Origin of the sequence: Psychrobacter sp. K31L, from assembly GCF_017942195.1 — a bacterium.
Taxonomy (GTDB): domain Bacteria; phylum Pseudomonadota; class Gammaproteobacteria; order Pseudomonadales; family Moraxellaceae; genus Psychrobacter; species Psychrobacter glaciei.
The window spans coordinates 489,485-512,480 of the sequence record NZ_JAGKSC010000001.1; the positions used below are offsets into that span (position 1 = coordinate 489,485).

At 43.4% G+C, this 22,996-nt stretch carries 22 protein-coding genes; 13 read left to right on the top strand and 9 right to left on the bottom strand.

Annotation, left to right across the window (positions count from 1 at the left end):
• Positions 1–17: 17 nt before the first annotated feature.
• The 5 genes from hfq to J5X94_RS01940 form a co-directional block, all read right to left on the bottom strand.
• Positions 18–545, bottom strand: a complete 528-nt coding sequence (gene hfq, locus J5X94_RS01920) for an RNA chaperone Hfq (RefSeq protein WP_010198110.1) — start codon at positions 543–545, stop codon at positions 18–20.
• Positions 546–999: 454 nt separating this feature from the next.
• The gene (miaA, locus tag J5X94_RS01925) at positions 1,000–2,190 is read right to left on the bottom strand and encodes a tRNA (adenosine(37)-N6)-dimethylallyltransferase MiaA (protein ID WP_210539650.1); all 1,191 of its coding nucleotides are present in this window, start codon (positions 2,188–2,190) and stop codon (positions 1,000–1,002) included.
• A gap of 49 nt (positions 2,191–2,239) precedes the next feature.
• Positions 2,240–4,120: a DNA mismatch repair endonuclease MutL gene (mutL, locus tag J5X94_RS01930; protein ID WP_228293110.1), complete on the bottom strand. Its 1,881-nt coding sequence runs from the start codon at positions 4,118–4,120 to the stop codon at positions 2,240–2,242.
• Between the two features lie 87 nt (positions 4,121–4,207).
• Entirely contained in the window at positions 4,208–4,762 is a 555-nt protein-coding gene (gene tsaE / locus J5X94_RS01935; protein ID WP_210539652.1) for a tRNA (adenosine(37)-N6)-threonylcarbamoyltransferase complex ATPase subunit type 1 TsaE, read from the bottom strand.
• Positions 4,755–5,378, bottom strand: a complete 624-nt coding sequence (locus J5X94_RS01940) for a 6-pyruvoyl trahydropterin synthase family protein (protein WP_210539654.1) — start codon at positions 5,376–5,378, stop codon at positions 4,755–4,757. The genes tsaE and J5X94_RS01940 overlap by 8 nt, the downstream gene beginning before the upstream one ends.
• A 416-nt stretch (positions 5,379–5,794) precedes the next feature.
• On the opposite strand from J5X94_RS01940, the gene J5X94_RS13995 reads away from it, so the two are divergent.
• Entirely contained in the window at positions 5,795–5,917 is a 123-nt protein-coding gene (locus J5X94_RS13995; protein WP_264623036.1) for a hypothetical protein, read from the top strand.
• Positions 5,918–6,178: 261 nt separating this feature from the next.
• On the opposite strand, the gene J5X94_RS01945 is transcribed toward J5X94_RS13995, so the two are convergent.
• The 3 genes from J5X94_RS01945 to J5X94_RS01955 all read right to left on the bottom strand — a co-directional run bounded on the left by J5X94_RS01945 (position 6,179) and on the right by J5X94_RS01955 (position 8,453).
• Entirely contained in the window at positions 6,179–6,511 is a 333-nt protein-coding gene (locus tag J5X94_RS01945; protein WP_010198099.1) for a YnfA family protein, read from the bottom strand.
• A 6-nt stretch (positions 6,512–6,517) separates the two neighbouring features.
• Positions 6,518–7,339: a PhzF family phenazine biosynthesis protein gene (locus J5X94_RS01950; RefSeq protein ID WP_210539656.1), complete on the bottom strand. Its 822-nt coding sequence runs from the start codon at positions 7,337–7,339 to the stop codon at positions 6,518–6,520.
• An 88-nt stretch (positions 7,340–7,427) separates the two neighbouring features.
• Positions 7,428–8,453: a zinc-binding alcohol dehydrogenase family protein gene (locus tag J5X94_RS01955; RefSeq protein WP_210540041.1), complete on the bottom strand. Its 1,026-nt coding sequence runs from the start codon at positions 8,451–8,453 to the stop codon at positions 7,428–7,430.
• Between the two features lie 100 nt (positions 8,454–8,553).
• On the opposite strand from J5X94_RS01955, the gene J5X94_RS01960 reads away from it, so the two are divergent.
• The 11 genes from J5X94_RS01960 (at position 8,554) to yfaE (ending at position 19,806) form a co-directional block, all read left to right on the top strand.
• On the top strand, positions 8,554–9,459 hold the full coding sequence (locus J5X94_RS01960; protein ID WP_210539658.1) for a LysR family transcriptional regulator: 906 nt from the start codon (positions 8,554–8,556) through the stop codon (positions 9,457–9,459).
• 129 nt (positions 9,460–9,588) lie between these two features.
• Positions 9,589–10,515, top strand: a complete 927-nt coding sequence (locus J5X94_RS01965) for a bestrophin family protein (RefSeq protein ID WP_210539660.1) — start codon at positions 9,589–9,591, stop codon at positions 10,513–10,515.
• Between the two features lie 129 nt (positions 10,516–10,644).
• Positions 10,645–11,292 (top strand): thiaminase II, encoded by a 648-nt coding sequence (gene tenA, locus J5X94_RS01970; protein WP_210539662.1) that lies wholly within the window; start codon positions 10,645–10,647, stop codon positions 11,290–11,292.
• A gap of 176 nt (positions 11,293–11,468) precedes the next feature.
• Positions 11,469–12,167 (top strand): class I SAM-dependent DNA methyltransferase, encoded by a 699-nt coding sequence (locus tag J5X94_RS01975; protein ID WP_210539664.1) that lies wholly within the window; start codon positions 11,469–11,471, stop codon positions 12,165–12,167.
• Between the two features lie 310 nt (positions 12,168–12,477).
• Complete coding sequence (locus J5X94_RS01980) at positions 12,478–12,798, top strand: YbeD family protein (RefSeq protein WP_051000722.1); 321 nt, start codon at positions 12,478–12,480, stop codon at positions 12,796–12,798.
• A 512-nt stretch (positions 12,799–13,310) separates the two neighbouring features.
• Positions 13,311–15,587, top strand: a complete 2,277-nt coding sequence (gene nrdA, locus J5X94_RS01985) for a class 1a ribonucleoside-diphosphate reductase subunit alpha (protein ID WP_210539666.1) — start codon at positions 13,311–13,313, stop codon at positions 15,585–15,587.
• Between the two features lie 840 nt (positions 15,588–16,427).
• Entirely contained in the window at positions 16,428–17,315 is an 888-nt protein-coding gene (locus J5X94_RS01990) for a hypothetical protein (RefSeq protein ID WP_210539668.1), read from the top strand.
• A 196-nt stretch (positions 17,316–17,511) separates the two neighbouring features.
• Complete coding sequence (locus J5X94_RS01995) at positions 17,512–17,775, top strand: hypothetical protein (RefSeq protein WP_210539670.1); 264 nt, start codon at positions 17,512–17,514, stop codon at positions 17,773–17,775.
• A gap of 32 nt (positions 17,776–17,807) precedes the next feature.
• Positions 17,808–18,191, top strand: coding sequence for a hypothetical protein (locus J5X94_RS02000; RefSeq protein ID WP_210539672.1), 384 nt, complete (start codon positions 17,808–17,810; stop codon positions 18,189–18,191).
• Between the two features lie 67 nt (positions 18,192–18,258).
• On the top strand, positions 18,259–19,392 hold the full coding sequence (gene nrdB, locus J5X94_RS02005; RefSeq protein WP_010198779.1) for a class Ia ribonucleoside-diphosphate reductase subunit beta: 1,134 nt from the start codon (positions 18,259–18,261) through the stop codon (positions 19,390–19,392).
• Positions 19,393–19,539: 147 nt separating this feature from the next.
• Complete coding sequence (yfaE, locus tag J5X94_RS02010; RefSeq protein WP_210539674.1) at positions 19,540–19,806, top strand: class I ribonucleotide reductase maintenance protein YfaE; 267 nt, start codon at positions 19,540–19,542, stop codon at positions 19,804–19,806.
• Between the two features lie 120 nt (positions 19,807–19,926).
• Here the strand turns inward: yfaE and J5X94_RS02015 are convergent, their stop codons facing one another.
• On the bottom strand, positions 19,927–21,267 hold the full coding sequence (locus tag J5X94_RS02015; protein WP_210539676.1) for a S1C family serine protease: 1,341 nt from the start codon (positions 21,265–21,267) through the stop codon (positions 19,927–19,929).
• Positions 21,268–21,622: 355 nt separating this feature from the next.
• On the opposite strand from J5X94_RS02015, the gene J5X94_RS02020 reads away from it, so the two are divergent.
• Positions 21,623–22,444 carry a Nif3-like dinuclear metal center hexameric protein gene (locus tag J5X94_RS02020; RefSeq protein WP_210539678.1) on the top strand — a complete coding sequence of 274 codons (822 nt, stop codon included), beginning with the start codon at positions 21,623–21,625 and terminating at the stop codon, positions 22,442–22,444.
• Positions 22,445–22,996 lie beyond the last annotated feature (552 nt).

Genomic DNA, 22,996 nt, shown 5'->3' on the forward strand with positions numbered 1-22,996 from the left:
TGTTATTTATTATCAACTTAGTTGTTATCATCAGATTCGTCACTTGGCTTATTTTCAAAGTTCGCGTTCTCTGCTGGTGGCTCAAATCCACGGTCTTGACCAAATCCGCCACGCTCAAACCCGCGCTCTTGACCCTGTCCAAAGCTACCACGCTCAAAGCCACGATCTTGACCTTGGCTAAAACCGCCACGGTTAAAGCCACTACGGTTCGAGGCAAAACCACGCTCTTCAAAACCACCGGTGCTAGCAGGGTTGCTACCACGTTCAAAACCTCCACCTTGATAAGCGGCTGGCGCTGCACTTTGAGGCTGGGCACTGGTCGTTGTCGTTGTACTGCTACGTGGATTGCGTGCTGGTACAACCGTCGAGATGGCATGTTTGTATACCATTTGACTCACTGTGTTTTTGAGCAATACGACATACTGATCGAATGACTCGATCTGACCTTGCAACTTGATACCATTGACTAAAAAAATAGAGACAGGAATGCGATCTTTGCGCAGCGAGTTCAAGAACGGATCTTGTAAAGTTTGTCCTTTTGACATGAAATCTCTCCTAAATATTATATAATTATGTTTTAAGCGCCAATTATTTTAAGTGTTGCTTGAATTATAATGGCAAAGAGTAGATACAATAATAATTTTTCTTTATAAAACGTATCTAAATAAACATCGGTTCTTCTTAAGTGATTCCACTTTATCGCGAATACATTATTATTGTAAAAAAATTAAGTAACCACTTGTTTCATAAACTGTTTTTACCAACAAACGTTAGACAATAATTATTGGCAAAGTCATAGTGATCCTACAAAATTCACCATATTTCTGGTATTAAATTATAGCAGTTATTCACGTTATACTTTGAAACTAATTGTCATTACTTTCTCATGTACTTATGAAGCGTTACTACTGTGTTGTGTTTCTAAGAAGATAGTGTAAAAACAAGCCAATAAATTTACTAGGCCATATCCTCAATTCAATCGATGGTCATCTACATAGGCTAAAACAAATAGTCTCTTGCCTGTGCCATCGTTGTGCATATCTTCATCTCTAATGCATGGTTTGTAGGGTCATTCGCATCGTTAAATGAGTCAGATTTTGTTGCCGTGTCTATTGCATTATCAGGCAATTGTATTACTTTACGCAGCCAAGTATATTGGCGCTTTGCCAACTGCCTTGTCGCATATAATGCCTTATTTTGCATTTGCTGACAAGCAAGCACCTCGGTTTGGCTATCGGACAAACTTGATGCAATCAAAGGCTGAGACAGTTTGTCCTGCTTTGTTTTTTGATTTATTGACTCATCTAATGCACCAAAAGCCTCATAGAAAAGCGCCTTATCTAAATGCGGTTGCTCAAATATTGGGTGATTGATATGTACAAGGTACTCTAGTACTTGCCGATAACCAACGCAGCGCATAGAAGGTAAGTTCGGTGTCAATGGATACGCCTCAAGCAGTCCGATTACTTCAGCCACCAGACCCTCACTCCACATAATGTCTAGACGCTGGGCGATACGCTCATGCAACCACGGACGATCAGGCATCACTGCCAATACGTGCCAATTTTGATTGGGGTTATTTGCTAATGCTTGTTTGGGTTTACGTTGCCACTCACTTATAGAAATATCCGTTTGTAGATACACCTCAAGGGCGCGAGTAATACGCTGAGTATCAGTGGCATTAAGACGCTGGTGACTTATCGGATCAACCTTACCCAAATACTCATATAGCGCGCTAATACCCTCATCCTGTCGCCATTGCTCTACCTGCGTGCGAATGCCGTCATCGCTATCAGGTACAGGGGATAGTCCATCCAGTAACGCCATGTAATACATCATGGTACCGCCTACTAGCAACGGTATTTTGCCATTCTGGTGACAGCTATCAATCAAACGGGCGACATCGCTGACGAACTCAGCGACGCTATAGCTCTGCATAGGGTCAATCATATCCACTAAATGATGAGGATAACGCGCCAGCTCATCAGACGTAGGCTTTGCCGTACCGATATTCATATCACGATATATCAGCGCCGAATCTACTGAGATAAGCTCATAACGACCTGTATCATATAGTTCATAGGCCAGTGCTGTCTTACCACTCGCGGTTGGCGCCATCAAGCAAACCACGCTATTATCCGCTAAATTGGGACTCAAGCTATAAGATAAGCTGTCAGATGAATGTCGCATAGGTTGCCTTTACTAATGAGATGGTGGGTAGCAAAAATATAATTTGGCGCTATTGTTTGTTCAAAAGTGAGAACATTGCCGCTACTAATTGATGACTGTCTATGATTTTGATTGCATTGTCAGTGATTAAGGAGTCAATATCTTCTACAAAAACGATCAAGTCTTGCGCAGACATTTGCGAGCTTACGGTAGCGAGTTGTTGATTGATATATGCTGGGCTCTTTAGTAACTCGTCTTTTTTGGATACGTTATTACTCAGTACCTGCGACTCAAATAACGAACTTAGCTTTGACTGCCACTCTGCTGCACTAATCAGCAGACATTTTGCTTGATGGTAAAATAGTAACCAAGGCAGCGATTTACTATCCATGTCCTTAGCATTAGCAGATTCGGTTGCTATGTCATTTAAGTGGGTAATTATATCTAAGCAGACGGGCAAAGGCTTACTTGCTACTGATGAGCTATTTGAAATATCGGCACTATTGGTCTGGGCACTCTTGGTTAAAACTTCACTTAGCGCGTTAATACTCTGTGCTGACGATTCATCACGATAAGACATTTCTGAATAGGACTGTTTTGAGCGTTGCAAAAAAGGATTGCTTAGAATAGGAGCACTTACCGACAGTTGGTATAACTGTTTAGGCGCTTGTACTTGCTGGCTTTGTCTTGAATGGGTCGTAGGCGATGCGTTGCGCGGTATCGTAGTAAAAGACTGGCTTGGAGAATTGTTATAGTCTAGCGCCTGTCTATTATAACTGGTGGATGTGACCGTATCCATCGTAGTAATGGTTTTCAGTTTTGCATGAATGGCATGGCTTAAATGTGCCATAACATTATTTAATGGACTGATCTTAATACGCTGTTTGGACGGATGGACATTGATATTAAGCCATTGAGTCGGCAAATCAAAATAAAGGGCATAACCGATGCCATTTAAATGAGCACTCTGCGCGAGTTGACGAAGCTGATTGCTGATGATCGGCTCTTTGACCAAGCGACCATTGATGTACAGTAGCTTTGGTAAGCTGTCCTGCTGTTGCGCCTGCTTATTAATAGGCCACAACCAACCATAGATACCTGCCTGCCTACTAGAGCTTGTACTATCCGTGTATTCTGTAGACGGCTGCCACAAATTGGACAAATCAATCATTACTTCAAGTGCGTTCACTGTGAGCTCTGCACTCGTGGCTTGCTCCAGCCGTGACAATGGTAAAGGGTTGACACTGTTGCCTGCATTAGCACTGATAGATCCGTCGCTTGTAGGCATCGAATTTGCCGATAGTACACGTGCATTTGAAGACAGTGACAGCCGTTTTTTATTGTCATGAAAGAGACTAAGCGCTACATCTGCTCGCGCCAAAGCCACTTCGCGCACGATCGTTTCGATATGACCAAACTCGGTCGCAATAGATTTCAAATTGCCGCGACGGGCTGGTACGTTAAAGTATAAATCCTTAACCGTAATGGTCGTGCCACGATGATGCACAACTGGTATCATTTTTGGTATGTCATCTAACACACCCGCGACCTGCAACTGGCGACCGATACCACTGTCATCATGGCTACTGGTTAGCGTCAGCCGAGAAACTGCTGCTGTTGCAGCCAATGCTTCCCCTCGAAAACCCAACGTCGTAATACCATGCAAATTAGCCACATCCGCGACTTTGCTGGTCGCATGACGGGTAATCGCCATGACCATATCATCAGGATGAATACCAACGCCATTGTCGATCACCTCAATCATACCCATGCCGCCTTGGGTAATATGTATATCAATATTGGTGGCATCAGCGTCAATGGCATTCTCTAGCAGCTCTTTAACCACTGCGGCTGGGCGTGTCACGACCTCACCAGCTGCCAATTGATTGATGAGCAGCGGCGATAGTTTTTTGATGCGGGTATTAAAATGATTGTCTGGCATTTGCGGCATTAATAGGTATCTTTATTTTGCGTAGTGATAATTTGCGTAGTGATAAGTAATGCTGGCGAATATTGATGACTTATATTGAAGGTATAACTAAATCTTAAAGGATGATAAATCCAAACCTTGCGCTTGTCCTGCCTTCGATAGTCGCAGCTCAACGTGACGAGACTCTTGATTTTTATCACCGCTGTTAGCCTGCGTCATATCGATAAACAAAATCGGCGGTGGTAAATAGCTGTCCGCACGGCTTGCCCATTCAATAATGACCAGCGCATTTGGCTCATCCAGATACTCATCGAAGCCTATAAAGGACAATTCTTCTGGGTCTTGCAGACGATACAAATCCGCATGGTAGACGGGCTTGATTGAGCCGTCTTTTTGCTCGATGCTGTTCTGCTCGATACTGCTTTGGTCGATGCTATAAGGCTCGACCAAGGTATAAGTTGGGCTTTTGACGGCTCCTGCATGCCCTAGCGCCTGTAACCAATAGCGAGTCAGAGTAGTTTTACCTGCCCCTAAATCACCCACCAGCCACACGCTACCCGTCAGTGGCAACGCTGCTAATTGCGCAGCCAAACGCTGGGTATCGTCTTCAGAGTACAGTGTCAATGTTTTGACGTTTTTGTCTTCTGTTGTACTATTAGGCATCAGGCTTACCTGCCTGTACTTGCGTCTGTACTTGCATAGTTACCGTTGGATTAGTAAAGCTTTCACCGCGAATCAGTTTGGCATACAGATCGGTGTCATGCCATTCGGCACTGACTTGGTCGCTAAACTCAAACGCTTCTAAATTAAGCTGACCCATTTGTTCATTGGCCACATCATCAGCAAAACACTGGGCGTAACCCGTTGCGGTTTCGTGCGCAATCACCGAGTAAACGCTGACATCAGACTCACCGTTTTGCATTTGGGTTTGCTTGAGAATTTCTTGCGCCCAAAAGAAGATGACTCTAGAGAACTGCTCTGCTGATGGCGATACCGGCAAGCTTATCCAGCGCGCGCTGAATTTTTTGCAAGCAGCGATATATTCAGGGTCGTCTTTATTCCAAAAGCAAATCGCATGATCAAAGCTGTCGATAATATCCTTGATAGACGACTTTAATAGTCCAAAATCATAGACCATTTGCCCATGATCCAAGCGCTTAGCCTCAAGAATCAGTTCAATCTGATAGCTATGACCATGGATAGAGTGTTTGCAGCGCTCAGAGCTACAATTACGCACAATATGTGCATTTTCAAATTTAAAAAGTTTACGGATACGCATAACAATCAACCAAAACAGTAAGCATCTTTGTGCTAAATAGGAATATTATAAAAGTTTGCCGCGACGACTCATCGGCTTGTGGCTCATTATAGCAAATCGTGATGTATCCGTAAGTAAGCACTTACGAATACTAATATTGATACTGGTATTGATTAAACGCATCGTTTGAACATATCTTTAGCCGACAATCTGACTGAGATATTCTGAATTTCAATATAAAAGAGGCGTTGAATAAAATTTAGCCAAATAGAATGACCGCATTGAAGCGTAGGGAAATTGTGCTATCGCTATCTATTGCACAGTCTTAGAGCTATACTCAATCTAGTACGCAGCATCTGCGTCAATTGTAGCCATTCCGCCCGCTAGTCAGCCAATCTGGCTTATGGCTGTATAAGCTACCTAAAGAGGAAAAAATCATGAGTAAAGGTCAAGATAGTAAGAAAAATGTGAAAAAGAAACCGCTATTGACGGCAAAAGAAAAGAAAGCCGCCAAGCAATCTAAGAAAGATGACAGTGGCAGTATCTTAGGTAAACATTAATATTGCATGCATCACTACGCTAATTAAAGCTATGCCAATCGAACCTCACGGTTTGATTGGCATTTTTTGTGTTAGGCGCTGCATTGATATTAGGGCGTGTCCTCATTTTAAAAATGAGGATAAAAGTGAGGTAAATGGCAGTCAAACAAGGAAAATAGCGCAGATAATATCGATATATTACCTAGCTAATTGACGATGTTTGGCAAGATTTAACCACTTTTAGCCCATTTAGATCGCTATCGGTTGAATTGAGGACACGCCCTAGCCACTGCGCGGTGCAAACATAATAATTGCCATGCCTAACAATGCAACCGCAGACCCTACGATATCCCATGTGGTCGGCCTGATACCGTTCACCGTCCACAACCATAAAATCGCCATCACAACATACACCCCACCGTAAGCCGCATAGACTCTACCTACAGCGGTTGGATGTAATGTTAGCAACCAAACAAAGGCTGCCAGACTCAGCACGCTGGGAACAAGAAGCCAGATAGACTTACCTTCTCGCAGCCATAAATAAGGCAGGTAACAACCAATAATCTCTGCTAATGCGGTCAGTGCAAAAAGCCCTAGTGTCTTTAATTCTGTCAAAACCTGCTACTCCTCGACCGTGATAAATCCTGTCAAATACTGCACGGCATTGCCGGAAACAAGCACCCTATCTTTTGCGACAACACAGTCTAGTATTCCGCCTCTATTTGATGCCTGATAAGCGACCAATTCATTTTTACCCAAACGCTCAGCCCATAATGGCGCAAGTCCTGTGTGCGCTGATCCAGTCACTGGGTCTTCATCACCGCCATTGGCTGGCCAAAAATAACGTGATACAAAATCGTAGTCTTTGTATTCAGCAGACTTAGCTTGGCATGTCACCACCACATCTAAAGGTGCGAGCTGTTTTAGCTGCTCGTTATCACGCTCTACGTTTAATACATCGCTTTCAGAATTATAAATCACGAAATAGGCTTGGGTATTTTTATAGACTTCAACTGGTGCAATAGACAATCCTGCCAGCAAACTATCAGGGACATTGTCGACTTTTTCAGGTTTAGTATTGGGAAAGTCCATTTGTATTTTGCCAGCGTCTGTTTGCACGATGGTCAATATTCCAACGGCGTCGGCTGAAAATTTAATAAAGGCTAAATTAGGATTTTTCTTAAATAACACAAAAGCAGATGCCAAGGTTGCATGACCGCAAAAGGCAATCTCAGTAAGCGGTGAAAACCAGCGGATATGATAGATATCTTTACCATCACTCTCATTTAAAACCAAAAATGCCGTCTCAGACAAATTGTTTTCAAAAGCAATCGATTGCATTAGATCATCAGTGAGCCAGCTATCGGTGATAATAACGGCTGCTGAGTTACCTTTAAAAACGGTATCAGTAAAAGCATCGATAACATTGATTTCTAGTTGCATATCTGTCTCTTATTTTTGATTGGGCTGTGTCCTCATTTTAAAAATACTGATAAAAACGAGGACATGCTTTATTAGGCTCTGTTGAATATTAAAAACCTTCTAATACTATTTTACCAATCGTTGTACCCGACTCTAGCGCTTGATGAGCCGCTCGTAGATTGGTCGCATTGATGATACCCATGTTTTCGCCAACCGTGGTCTGGATATAACCCTGATCAATCAAGTCAGCGACACGGTTTAATAACTGACCTTGTGCTGCCATGTCCGAGGCTTTGAACAGTGAGCGGGCAAACATAAACTCCCAATGAAATGAGAGGCTTTTGAACTTAATTTTGGTGATGTCTAACTGTTCAGGATCATCGATTATCGCTATTTTCCCAAAAGGCGTCAAGATATCTATATAGGTATCGAAATAGCTTTCAGTACTCTGAAGCCCTGCGACATGGGTCACAGGGCCAATGCCCAACGCTTCGATTTGTGCTGCTAGTGGCTGGCTATGATCAATCACATAATCTGCCCCAAGTGTCTGCACCCACTGCTTTGAGCGCTCACGTGAGGCTGTCGCGATAATTGTAGCCCCCGTTAATGTTGCTGCCAGTTGTAGCAAAATAGAGCCCACTCCACCTGCAGCGCCCACGACTAAGATAACCTCATTAGACTTGCTATGATCAGTGATTGGCTGCTGTTTAATGGTTAAATGCTCAAACAATATCTCCCATGCCGTGATAGTGGTCAACGGCAATGCTGCCGCTTCATTATTCGACAGACTTTTTGGTTTCATACCAACGATACGCTCATCCACCAATTGATACTCTGCATTACTGCCTTGGCGATCGAGCTCGCCTGCATAGTAAACCCTATCACCAACTGCAAAGCGTGTCGCCTTCTCACCAATGGCGACCACTTCACCGACTGCGTCCCAACCAATGACTTTGTGGCTACCGTCCTCGGATGGCATGTTTTGGCGGACTTTATAATCGACAGGATTGACCGCGATAGAGCTGATTTTGACCAATAAATCAAAGCCTTCTGCGATAGGCTGTGGCAATTCGATATCTTGCAATGAGTCCGTGTGAGTAATGGGTAAAGACTGTATAAATCCAATGGCTTTCATCATGCTGCTCCGGTTCGTTAAGTGGCTGCCATCATAACGCTGGCTTATGACAAGATAAACAGGGTAATATTTGATACATTATCAAATAAGAATTGAGAATATGCTGTTATCTGATCTCGAAGTTATTCTAAAAATCGCTGAACATCGCAATATCACGGCAGCGGCAGCACATCTAGACATGCGTGTGGCAACTGCCAGTGCTGCGCTCAAGCGGGTAGAAAAAACATTGGGCGCTGAAATATTCATTCGTACCACGCGTCAATTACGTCTATCGAGTGCCGGAGAGCGCTACATTCCAGAATGTGAAAAAGCGCTCTTATTGCTTGAGCAAGCTAGGCAAAATATCAAAGAAGATCTCGATATTGTCGATGGTGAGCTGCGCATTGCACTGCCTTCTGATTTGGGGCGCAACATCGTTACACCATGGCTTGATGAGTTACTAGATCATCACCCAAACATGAGCTTGAGAACCGATCTAAGCGATAGTCATATAGACTTTTATCGTGACTCTGTAGACATGGCATTACGCTATGGTTCGCCAAAAGATGCCAGTCTTTACGGCTTTAAGATTTGTGATGTCCCAGGGTTGCTTTGTGCATCGCCAGAGTATATAACACGTCACGGCATACCCCAGCATCCGCATGAGCTACCGACGCACAATGGGTTGTTTTATCAGCTGTACGATATCACTCACGATGTGTGGGAATTCACCAAGAACAAGCAAGTTTATAAAATAAAAATGAGTGGCAATCGAGCCTCTAACGATGGTGATCTGGTCAGGCGCTGGTGTGTCGAAGGAAAAGGGCTTGCTGTAAAATCCTGCTTGGATGTTTCGAGTGACATATCAGAAGGCAAGCTGATTCATATCATGACCGACTATCAAGCAAAGCCAAGCGAGCTTTGGCTCATCTGCCCAAGTAGGCAATCGATAACCCCTGCCGTCAGACTGCTCAGAGACACCTTAAGAGAAAAATGTAAGGATCTTTTGAGTCGTTTAGCCATATAGTTTGCACGCTATGTTTCACTTTTTTTGCACAGTGTCCGATGGGCAATCAAAAACAAAAATACTCAAATTTTAACAACGCTATTGTATAATGCACGGCCTACTAACATACCCGATCGCTAGGAAGCTGACATGATTGTCCGCCAAACCCCCAATGCCCTCAAGATATTTTTCACCCTGCGTGGCTCCATCATTCCAAAAGTCTATCGGCAAATTTTGCTGATTACTATCCTTAGTACACTCATAACGATTATTCAGCACTGGCTTCCCGACTCTTTTCCTTATTATGGTATGGCGATGTTTACCTTGCTCGGAATCGCGCTATCGTTATTTCTTGGGTTTCGGAACAATGCCAGTTATCAGCGTTGGTGGGAAGCTCGGGGACTATGGGGTCAGCTGGTATATGATTCCCGCAGCTTAACGCGTCAAGTGCTGTCTTTTATAGAGGATGACACCGATGCTGGGCGTGATACTCAACGAGCGATGATTCACTTGGCGATCGCTTTTGCCCATGCTGTACGCCATCGATTGCGTGGTACGTCACCTTGGGAAGATATCGAGCCATTTGTAGCGTTAACACATCATGACAATATGCGCCAAGCGAAAAACGTACCTGATTATATAATGCGCCTCATGGGTAAGCAGCTCGGTGACATTCGGCGGCAAAGGCTGGTGTCTGAGCAAGTCATCCAAAACATGGACGAGCGCCTGACATCCATGACGATTGTATTGGCGGCTTGCGAGCGCATTCATAATACGCCGCTGCCATTTGCTTATATGCTGTTGGTACATCGCACGACCTATCTGTATTGCATCCTGTTGCCTTTTGGCTTGGTGGCCTCACTCGGTTGGGCGACTCCGTTGATTTCTGCTGTGATCGCTTACACCTTCTTTGGTTTGGATGCCCTTAGCGAAGAGCTAGAAGAGCCTTTTGGCTTGGCAGCTAACCAACTACCCCTGACTGCCTTGTCACGCACAATCGAAATCAATCTGCGAGAAGCATTAGGAGACACGGATATCCCGCCTGATATCGCGCCTATCAATGGCTACTTACCGTAAGGTGCATCAGCAATTGAAAACTTAGCTGTCCAAATGTATGATGCCACTATACTTGGTACATCCCTTGCTAATAATGCATGAGTTCGTCTACCATCTGCTTACTCGCATTTATAAAAGTAAGTGAATACTATGAATTACCAAACGCTACGTCATCATTGCCCAACTTGGGATGATTATATTCAGCACGACTTTGTCAAGCAGCTAGCAGCAGGTACGCTTGCCCCTGACAGCTTCCGCCACTACCTCGTCCAAGACTACTTGTATTTGATCCACTATACCCGCGTGATGGCGCTGAGCGTGTATAAAAGCGACACGCTGGCACAAATGCGCGTCGGTCAAGCGGGTATCAATGCCATGCTCGATATGGAAATTGGCATGTATTTGGACTTCTGCCACCAATGGGGCATAGCGCTTGAAACCGTCGAGAACGCACCTGAATCTACTGTAACTATCGCCTATAGCCGCTATATATTAGACGCTGCCCTGTCAGGCTCACTGGCTGAGCTTTATGCTGCTATTGCCCCTTGCTTGATGGGTTATGGTGAAATTGGCAAACGCATCAAAGCCGAAGGGTTTATCACGGGCAATCCCTATCAGCCATGGATTGATGTATTTTCTAGTGATGCGTTTCAAGCGATTACTGCGCAGAACGAAGCGCAAATCAATGAACTACTGGCACAGGCTAGCCCTGCTCAAGCAGACAAGTTCCAACAGTTATTTAATACCGCCTCACGGATGGAAGTGAATTTTTGGCAGCAAGCATTAGATCTGTCATAGCTCATATTTTTATAGCAAATTTAATGTCACGTACTATTCAATATAGTTGATTCAATTTAAAAGAGTGACAAGGCAACCGAGTGCAGATGTATGAGTAATACTTTAAGCGAGGTTAACGCTGTCACTCTTTTATAGTGGATTAACGATACAACAAAAAATACTCAAGGAGAGATATCATGGCAGCATTTGATGAGCACGCAAGCGCGTACGATAGCTGGTTTTTTGACAATCAAAACTTACTGACCAGTGAGCTAAAACTGGTCGCCCATTTTTTAGATACAGACAGTGAGATATTGTCTATCGGTTGTGGTAGCGGATTATTTGAGTCGCTACTAGCAAAAGATTATGATATTCATATCAAATATGGCATCGAGCCTTCTAAGGAAATGGCAGCCGTCGCCGAAAAGCGCGGATTGCAAGTAGATATCAGCCCTGCTGAAACTTGTGAGATTGAGCCCAATAAGTTTGACATTATTATGTTTAACGGCAGTGTCAGCTATATCAGTGATTTGGATGCCTGTATTAAAAAGGCATTTAACGCATTAAAGTCTGGCGGCAAATTGATTCTGATCGATGTACCAAAAGAGAGTGGCTTTGCCAGCTTATACAATTTGGCCAGCTCGTTAGGCACTTGGGAACATCCGCTACTTGCGCACATCTCCCCTGCTGACCCTTATCCTATTGAACTGGTAAAATCAGCCAATTGGCGCACTTCAGATGAAAAAATCGCGCTGATGCAAGCCAATGGCTTCGTCGATTTTGAGTATGCGCAGACCTTATTGACCCACCCAATGTATGCCAATGATAAGGTACAAGAGGTCATCGAAGGTTATGACAGTGGGGATTATGTGGCGGTTTGTGGTTATAAAAGATAAGCGGTCGCTGTCCGTACCGTAGCCGAAGGCTCGACATACCCTAATGTACTGTCGTCGCTATCACAGGACTTGAATAATAGGCTTAGTGCCACTATAAATGGGCAATAAAGCTCTTATCCAAATATAGTCAAATCCATATAAATCCGCTACATCGTCATCCGCGCTAAGCATACTAATGTATAACTTGCGCTCGGTTTCCTTGTATCGAAATTATTTGAATTCAACTATAGCTCATATTTAAAAAAACAAGGCAAACATCATGAGTGATGATTCAAAAGATACTGATAATCAAAACACCAAAGACGTCACCATGACGGATCTGACACCCAATGAAGGTGTCTTAAAAGGCAAAAAAACCGACATTCAAAATCCAGAGCTGTGGGATTTTCCAATGAACTACCCATTAAGCATCATTGGTCATGAAGGCGAGCATGAAAGCTTGCTTAATGAAGTGAAGCTGATCCTTGGTAGCCAGTTCCCTGATTTTGATTTGGCTTCTATAGAAGTTAAGCCATCTAAAACGGGTCGCTTTCATTCAGCGCGTGTCAATTTATATCTCACAGCAGCCGATCAAGTGAATACACTTTATGCGTCACTTGACGATGCAAAAACGGTTCGTATGGTTGTATAAACAGGTAATGGGTGTTTAGAAAAAAACAACCCCTTTTCCGTCCAAATCGTCACTCACTATTGATAACATACGGGTGGCGATTTTTTATGGTTTGGTGTACAATCTGCGCCCGCATTATTGCCGCTCTGATCACTATTATCAGTCGACAATAACCGATAAAATAAAAATCAAATCGTCACGATATTTTTACAAAAAATTTATGATGAGTGCATTTGCGTCTAACCCTTATCCCATCGTCCTTTGCCCAAATCTGGACAGTCTACAACCTCGCAGCAACATAGTTTTAGTCTAAAATCAATATAGTATTTTCAAAATTTTCCCGCTATATTGTGCCTACCAATTAACAAACACGCTATATGTAGTACTCAGTGATTTTAATCATCATTATGAGTAGCGGCAGTTTTTTGCCAAAAAAAACTGGCTATCGCAACCCAGCATCGTAGCGTTATAAAGAATGTCTGCCGCTGATTCAGCGCGCAGCATCACAATAAGCAATCAAAATAGAGGCCAGCATGACACATATTGACAAAATCCAAGTAACCAAACGTGATGGACGTTTAGAGCCTATTGATTTAGACAAAATTCACAAGGTGATAGCGTGGGCCGCTCACGGCTTGGACAACGTGTCTGTGTCGCAAGTTGAGCTAAAGTCGCACATCCAGTTTTATGAAGGTATTAAGACTCGTGACATTCACGAAACCATCATCAAATCTGCCGCTGACCTTATCTCTGAAACGACGCCTGATTATCAATATCTAGCGGCGCGTTTGGCTATCTTCCACTTACGTAAGATTGCTTACAATAGATTCACCCCGCCACATCTATTCGATCACGTTACAACGCTGACCAATGCTGGCAAATATGATGAGCATATCCTAGCTGACTATAGCCGTGCTGAATTTGACGAGTTAGAAGAGTATCTCGATCACTGGCGCGATATGAACCTTGCTTATGCTGCTGTTGAGCAAATGGCAGGCAAATACCTCGTTCAAGATCGCGTGAGCAAAACCGTTTTCGAGAGCCCGCAGTTCTTGTACATGCTGGTCGGTATGTGCTTGTTTAGCCGTTACGAAAAATCAGAGCGTATGAACTATGTGAAGCGCTTCTATGATGCGACTTCAGAATTCAAAATCTCACTACCAACGCCTATTATGTCTGGCGTACGTACCCCATCGCGTCAGTTTAGCTCGTGCGTATTGATCGAATGTGGTGATAGCCTAGACTCTATCAACGCCACCACCAGCGCTATCGTACGCTATGTATCACAGCGTGCTGGCATCGGCATCAATGCTGGTCGCATCCGCGCCCTTGGTAGCCCTATCCGTGGCGGTGAAGCACAGCATACTGGCTGTATCCCATTCTATAAACTGTTCCAAACGGCGGTTAAGTGCTGCTCACAAGGCGGCGTCCGTGGCGGTGCAGCGACTCTGTTTTACCCATTATGGCATCTAGAAGTTGAGTCATTACTGGTACTCAAAAACAACCGCGGCGTCGAAGACAACCGTGTCCGTCATATGGACTACGGCGTACAGTTAAACAAAACGATGTACACTCGCTTAATCAAAGGCCAAGACATCTCGCTATTCTCACCAGGCGATACTCCGGGCTTGTATGATGCGTTCTTTGAAGATCAAGACAAGTTCGAAGAGTTATATACCAAGTACGAAAATGATCCTGCTATTCGTAGCCGTCAAATCCCAGCAGCAGACTTGTTTAGCCTAATGATGCAAGAGCGTGCCAGTACGGGTCGTATCTATATCCAAAACGTCGATCATTGCAACACGCATAGCCCATTTGATGCGACGGTTGCGCCGATTCGCCAGTCAAACCTATGTATGGAAATCGCTCTACCAACCAAGCCACTGGATAACATCAATGACGAAGAAGGCGAAATCGCACTTTGTACGCTATCAGCGGTGAACTTGGGTAAAGTCGAAAACGTCAGTGACATCGAAGAGCCAGCCGAGCTAATCGTCCGTGCACTTGATGCCCTGCTAGACTATCAAGACTATCCAGTCAAAGCGGCTCAAAACGGCAGCATGCGCCGTCGTACGCTAGGTGTGGGCGTGATTAACTATGCTTATTACCTTGCTAAAAATGGCGTGCGCTATTCGGACGACAGCGCGCTTGGTCTGACCCATCAAACGTTTGAAGCATTGCAATTCTATCTCTTGAAAGCATCAAACAAATTGGCAAAAGAGCAAGGCGCTTGCCCTGCGTTCAATGAGACTACATATTCACAAGGTATCTTGCCGATTGATACGTACAAAGCCGACTTGGACAAAATCTGCCAAGAGCCGCTACATCTCGATTGGGAAACGCTACGTGGCGAGATCACGAAGCACGGTCTACGCAACTCTACCCTAACCGCCTTGATGCCGTCTGAGACCTCTAGTCAGATCGCCAACGCGACCAACGGTATCGAGCCACCACGTGGTCTGGTCTCTATCAAAGCGTCAAAAGACGGTATCTTAAAGCAAGTCGTGCCTGAGATTACGACGCTAAAAGATCAGTACGAGCTACTATGGCAAATGCCAAACAACGACGGTTACCTAAAGCTGGTCGCTGTCATGCAGAAGTTCGTCGATCAAAGTATCTCTGCCAACACCAACTACGATCCTGTTCGTTATGCAGGTGGCCGTGTACCGATGAAGATATTGCTAAAAGACTTGTTAAATGCTTATAAGATGGGTGTGAAGACGTTGTACTACCATAACACTCGTGATGGTGCGAACGATGCCCAAGCGGATATGGAAGATGACTGTGCTGGCGGTGCATGTAAGATTTAAGGTTCGACTATCCAGCTCTCTCATTCAATTAAGAGAGCTGGATAGATATTTTATTTTTATTTAGCCAAAGGAGGTAAAACAGCAATATAAATAGCATAAAACCCCTAAAACTAACCAATAAAGAGGTAAATTAATTATGGCTAAGAATACAGGCCGTAGTACTCGTAAAGGTTCAGTAACAGCTCGAACTCAAATGAAGCATCTTAGTAACCCTAAGCATTCGCTTAAGAGAGACGCTACTACAGGTCAATTTATGAGTGGTATGAAAGGTAGTTATAAAGGAGTCGCACAGGAGGTAGATAGTAGAAGATAAAAATGGCATTGATGATAAATCACCAATGCCATCGGAGATACTGAATACGCCAATATTCAATATCAGGAAGTTGAGACTATCGACTTTCACAAGTGGTAAGAAAATAGAATAACGTTCCGTTCTTAGGCAGCTATTCTAATTTAAAACTTACCCCTTGTCCAAAGAAACCGTGAATTGATAGTCGCAAATGTTTCAGCTCAGGAGAAATGAGCATGGAAAAATATCGTGATATCGGTGGTAACTCTGGTATAAGCGCATATGAGATCGGTGACGACTTTATAACTGTGCGCTTTACGAAGGGTGGTATGTATCTGTACAACTATTCCATAACTGGTTCTAATCATGTCAAAAAAATGATTGAGCTAGCTAGAATGAGGAATGGACTTAACAGATATATAAACTTAAATACTAAGTACGCTTATGCTAGGAAAATAGCATAGGTTATTAGTCTAACCTCAATGGTTTAGTGTTAGGGTGCTTCGGCACCTTAGCACTATTAAGTATAAGTTGCTAAGAGGGATAAGAATTTGAATATTTCAGTTAGTAAAAAGCATTTTTTGAGAATTAATACTTGGGATGATATTTATAAAATGATTGGATATACTGACTCATTAGATCCTAAGAAGGAAAAATTAAAGCAAGTTATTAATAAATATGAACTTCCAAATAAGGGTAGATGCGGTTTATCAAATTGTCGCACACCTCATAATATTGGATGTATTGTTGAAACTGAATCTGGTAGGTTGACTAATTTAGGAAATGACTGTGGCAAGAAGTATTTTGGAGAAAACTTTACGTCCTTGAGCAACAAACTTAGCAAAGAGATTGATTACTCAAACAAAATCGAGAATATAAAGTTAGCTAAATTGAATATTGCTGAAAATTATAGAAAGTTAAATGAAATAGAAGCTGATTGGAAGAAGATTGAGAGCGTTTATAGAGCTATAAAGTCTGAAGGTCTTGATGGGCTATACGACAAGTTAGAACAAATGAAACATAGTAAGAGCTCCATTATTGCAATACAGCGTAGAGCTACAAAACCTGAGATTGAGCTTGAAGAGGTTAGAACAGGAAAAGACGTTCAAAATCCTTTCTATGTTTCTGATAACTTAGGTGATTTGAAAGGTCTAAACTATCTTACTGATAGAATCAAAATTAAAGCCATCATTCTAAACAATAAAATAACTCTTGATCGTTTAAATGATTTTGATGAGGACAAGACAACTCTCAAAGAACTTAGCAAAATGATCAAAGAGAATGAAAAACTAAACGATAGTGTTCGTGAAGCTCATAGTATTATTGCGAATGGCTTTAAGTTATTTAGTGCAGATAATATGAGACAATTTACGCCTTTGATAAGTAGTAAAAGGCATAGAAAGTTAAAAAGGTTTTTAAATTGTTGTTTTGAAAGCTAATCAAGCGTAGGTTGGGTGGAGCTTGCGACACCCAACGATTTTAATTGAATAATACGTTGGGTCTCGTTCCTCGACACCAACCTACCTTTAGATCGTAGCGGTTATTGTAGGCTGGGTTAAAAACCCAGCCTACGCAAAAAACATCCAACTTTATAGCTTATGTTTGCTCGTGATGTAGCGTGCGCCCAGCGCACCGATGATATGGAAATTATGTTTAAAGGTGCGCGAGGCGCACCCTACAAATTACGTCCAAACAGAAGAATCGTTAAGGACAAAGAAAGACGCCCTAGCAAGGCTTTTTAGCCGCGACTATAGCGGTATCCTGCTGACGACGATGGCGATGCGGTCTGTGACTGGGAGTGGTCGCTCGAACGTTGGAACACTACCAGATACAATAGACTGCACGCCAGCGGCAAAGCAAATACAAGCGGTAGGCGGGATTGGCTACTGTTATAATTAAAACACACAAACAATAAAAACGACGGAGGTCATGTGCAATATACCGCAATCATCAAAGACGGTGGTTTGTTTATCCCAAACGTATTTTCAGACCTAAACGATGGTGGCTCGCATATCGTACAAGTGGAAGTCGACATCACAGACGTCCGTGAGCAATTAGGCCAAGGCATAGCGGTAAAACCAGAAGTATTAAAGAAAGACGCCGCAAAAGTACCGAAAAAACCAGTAAAGAGAGCGACCAAAAAAGACGTACAGAAAGAAATACAACAAATATCAGATGATGAGGGTTTGAGTGCGCTGCGTAAAAGTGCCATCGATGAATTGGAAGCGTTGGATGATGTGGAGCTGAGCGAGATATTTAAAGCGTATATGAATGATGGACAGACGCCAGAGCAGATATCACTAGAGCACTTGTAATATAATCCGATTAAACCCAGTCAGATTCATATAAATTAATAACCGTATCAATTATAAAGGCAGTCCCATGACTTACTCGATTTTTTCTCAAACGCCAAACAATGCGCTAAAAGAGCCGATGTTTTTTGGTAATCCGGTCAACGTAGCGCGTTACGATCAACAAAAGCACCCAATCTTTGAGCAATTGATTGAAAAGCAACTGTCGTTCTTTTGGCGTCCAGAAGAAGTTGATGTGTCAAAAGACCGTATGGACTTTGGTAACCTGTCCTCGCATGAGCAGCATATATTTTTGAGTAACCTCAAATACCAGACCCTACTCGACTCTATCCAAGGTCGTAGCCCAAACGTGGTGCTATTGCCGCTCGTGTCCATCCCTGAGCTTGAGACGTGGATTGAGACATGGTCATTCTCTGAGACCATTCACTCGCGCAGCTATACGCATATCATTCGCAATATCGTCAATGATCCAAACATCATCTTTGATGACATTATGCAAAATGAGCACATCTTAGAGCGTGCCTCTGACATTGCCCAATATTACGATGATCTGTACCGCAACTCGCAGCTATATAGCCTATACGGCGCTGGTACGCACAACGTTAATGGCGAGGAAGTGACTGTCGATTTGAGATCACTGAAAAAGCAGATGTATCTGTGTATCGTCGCGGTCAACGTCTTAGAAGCCATTCGCTTTTATGTGTCATTTGCCTGCTCGTTTGCCTTTGCTGAACGTAAACTAATGGAAGGCAATGCCAAAATCATCAAGCTCATTGCTCGTGATGAAGCGCTGCATTTGACGGGTACGCAGCATATGCTGAATCTCATGCGCAATGGTCGTGACGATCCTGAGATGGTCGAAATTGCCGCAGAGTGTTATGAAGAAAGCATCGAGATCTTCCGCAAAGCTGCCGAGCAAGAAAAAGAATGGGCAGGTTATCTGTTCAAAGATGGGTCAATGATTGGTCTGAACAAAGACATACTTTGCCAATATATCGAATTCATTACCAACTTGCGTATGGAAGCCGTTGGCTTGCCATCAGTATTCCCGAACTCTAAATCAAACCCGATTCCATGGATCAATACTTGGTTATCGTCTGACAATGTACAAGTTGCGCCGCAAGAGACAGAAATCAGCTCTTACTTGGTCGGTCAGATTGACTCTGACTTATCAGACAGCGACTTTGATGACTTTGAACTGTAACGTTTGAGCTATAAAATTTGAGCTGTAATAGTTTTACGCTTAAATAGTATTTTAGGCGTCAACAGTACTTTAGGTATTAGTAGTATTTTACGTTTCGATGGCGGTAGGATATAGCAGCAGGATAGCCAAATCCAAATAGGATGAATTATGACGTGGGTAATGACCAGTAAGCAGCAGTTTTACTTGCATGATGATGAAAGTCTGCTCGATGGACTGCTGCGCACTGGACATGACGTCAATTATCAATGTAAGGAAGGCTACTGTGGCAGCTGCCGGATAAAACGTATCGCCAGCTCACACGTCATTGACTATCCATTCGAACCACTCGCCATGATTGACGAAGATGAAATCCTGCCCTGCTGCTGCCGTGTGCAAGGCGTCATCTATATCAATCATGACCCGATTGAGAAATAGAGCAAAACAAACATAAAAAAGCGCGCTATCTTATGTAGATAGCGCGCTTTTTCATGCTATAAATTAAATGAATGTGCTGTCTCATAAACACATTATGAATCAGCACATGGTTATGACAGATTACTGTGCTGCGGTGTCTTGTTCAAACAGTTTCATCAGCTCTTCACGCATACGATCACGCTCAGCCTTTGACATCATGGGCGCTTCTTCATCGTTCTGAATACTTCGCTCGGGCATCTCGCCCTCTTCCATTCCGCCTATGCTTCCCTCTTGTAGGACGATAGGACGTTCGACAGGCTCTTGTGCTGGGCGCTCTTCTAGCATTATTTTTACTTGTGCATTCTTACCTTGGCGTAGTATCTGTGCATCAAGCTCAGTATCTGGCGCTTTGCGAGCAACGTACTGAATCAAAGTATTGGCATCTGTCATTTCCACACCATCTATTGTCAGGACGATATCGCCAACACGTAGACCACTCTTTGCCGCTGGACTTTGATCGATGACGTTTAGCACTTCTACGCCTGTTGAGGTCTCAAGCTGCGTTGGATCACGTAGCTGCGATTGGATCTCGATACCTAGCCAGCCGCGACTGACCTTGCCATCTTTAATCAAGGCATTCATTACTTGCTCAACCAGCGCTGTTGGAATAGCAAAACCAATGCCCATCGAGCCACCAGAGCGCGAGAATATAACCGTATTGATACCGACCAACTCGCCGCGAGCATCGACCAGCGCACCACCTGAATTACCTGGGTTAATCGCAGCATCGGTTTGAATGAAATCTTCGAACTTATTGACACCCAACCCCGTACGTCCAGTCGCTGAGATAATACCTTGGGTCACGGTCTGACCGACACCAAACGGATTACCAATTGCCAGTGCCAAATCACCCACGCGAATAGGATTTTCGCGGAAGCCAAGTGGGGTCAATCCTGTCATATCGACCTTGATCACTGCCAAATCGCTATCAGGGTCGGTACCGATGACTCTAGCACGGCTTTTACGACCATCGTTAAATGCGACTGTAATCTCATCTGCCTTTTCGATCACATGAGCATTGGTCACGATATAACCATCTTCTGATACGATCACGCCTGAACCTAAGTTGGTTGATCCTTGATCTTGGGAAGGCCCACTATGATCTTCAAAGAACCGACGCAGTATAGGATCATCCATATACGGATGCTCTGCCATCGTCTGGGTGGTATAGATATTGACCACGGATTGCGAGGCACGGGCAACCGCATTATGATAAGAAGAAATAGGTGCTGGCGTATCTGCCACTGGTTCTGACGCTTGCTGCTCCGCAGGCGGGGTTCTTGGTGGCTCCCACGTAGCCTCCGACGTCGACTTCATACTCGTGAACAACCAGATAAACGCTGCCAATACTAGCAGCAATAAGACCCAAGGTAACCATTTTAATAAAGACGCCTTGTTATTGGTGTTCCGGGATGACGACATATAAAACCTCTATAAATTTAATGCACACAGACAGTGAAAAACGAAGTGAGCCAATGGTGACTGCTGGGCTGCTATTGACCCACTAATCATGTGATCAATTGCTCCATCAGCTAGGCAGACTCACATGTATAAATTATAACCGCAATACTATTAAATAGTAACGTATCGTGTACCATTTCAGTTATCCAGCTTATCTGTTTGCTTACACCAGCATGTTAAAATAACTCTGATAAAGGATTAAACTAAAAAGATAAAGAATTAAACTAAAAACAGCCCTTACAAATAACTCATAATTTTTGCTCACTTGATCGACTGCACTTTACTGCACATATTTCATTGACGATAGGAAAACATAATGACTGCAAATCATACGACAGCTGAATCGAATAATCAAAACATCAGCGTCCAGACATTGACACAGTTCTGTGACGACTACTTATCCGCTAGTGTGTTTAAAGACTATGCGCCAAATGGCCTACAAGTCGATGGTGGACGTCCGATCCAGCGTATCGTAACCGGTGTAACGGCTTGTGAGGCCTTGATTGACGCTGCCATCGCTGACAATGCCGATGCCATCATGGTACATCATGGTTATTTTTGGAAAGGCGAACCTGCCCCTCTCACTGGTATGAAAGGTCGACGCGTTCGCAAATTGATGCAGCACGGTATCTCTATGATTGGCTATCATTTGCCCCTTGATGCGCATCCGATCACTGGTAACAATGTAATACTCGCTGACATGTTGGATATGACGATCACTGGTGCGCTCTATCCTGCTGAGTCACATCCTGTTGGCAATATCGCTACTTGTACACCGCAAAGTGCCGATGACCTAATAGCAAAGATTACGCAAGCACTAGGGCGTACACCGCTACATATCGCCGCCAAGTATAATTCTAGTAAAGAGGCAGAGAATAAAAGGCTTATCAAACGTGTCGGTATTTGTACGGGCGGCGCGCAAGATATGATTGAACAAGCTGCCACGATGGGCTGCGATGCGTTTATCTCTGGTGAGATATCAGAACGTACCACGCATATCGCGCGCGAGCTTGGTATTGATTACTTTGCCTGTGGTCATCATGCAACCGAACGTGGCGGTATTCAAGCGCTAGGTGAGATAGTTGCCCAGAAATTTGGACTACCAGTGACTTTCATCGACATCGATAACCCAGCTTAGTAATTAGAGTTAGTTATTAAATTCAGCCGTTATAAAACCACCTCAGTAGTAACTGAAATATATAGTGTAAGAAAGCCCATAATAGTAAGTAGGTTAATCAAGTTTTAGCCAATGTAGCAATAATGAGGGCATTTCTTACCGTCTATAGTCCAATTGTTAAGTTTTATCGCTCTTTTCTTAACTTAACTTGAATAATCCACTATATAACCGCATATTAGTACTTGAAGAAAGAACGTTTTGTCATGAAACTTCCCATTTATTACAGCTTCCGGTTATGACACTAAAATAATGCTGGTAGTCATTTAAGACTTTATCATGCTACATAAGTGATAAGGCTTTAGACTGCTATCCATTGAAATACTATGTTTGCACTATATATTTTAGCAACATGGTATTTTTTTATTTTTAGTGTCGCGATGATGGTATTAAATCACCTGTTTGATAAAAAGCGACACAAACTATCAAGCTTGGTTATTTTACTTACCCTTATTGCTGGACAAAAAACTTTAGCAGCCAGCTATCCTATTACTAGTGAGTCAAGGTATAGCCAGC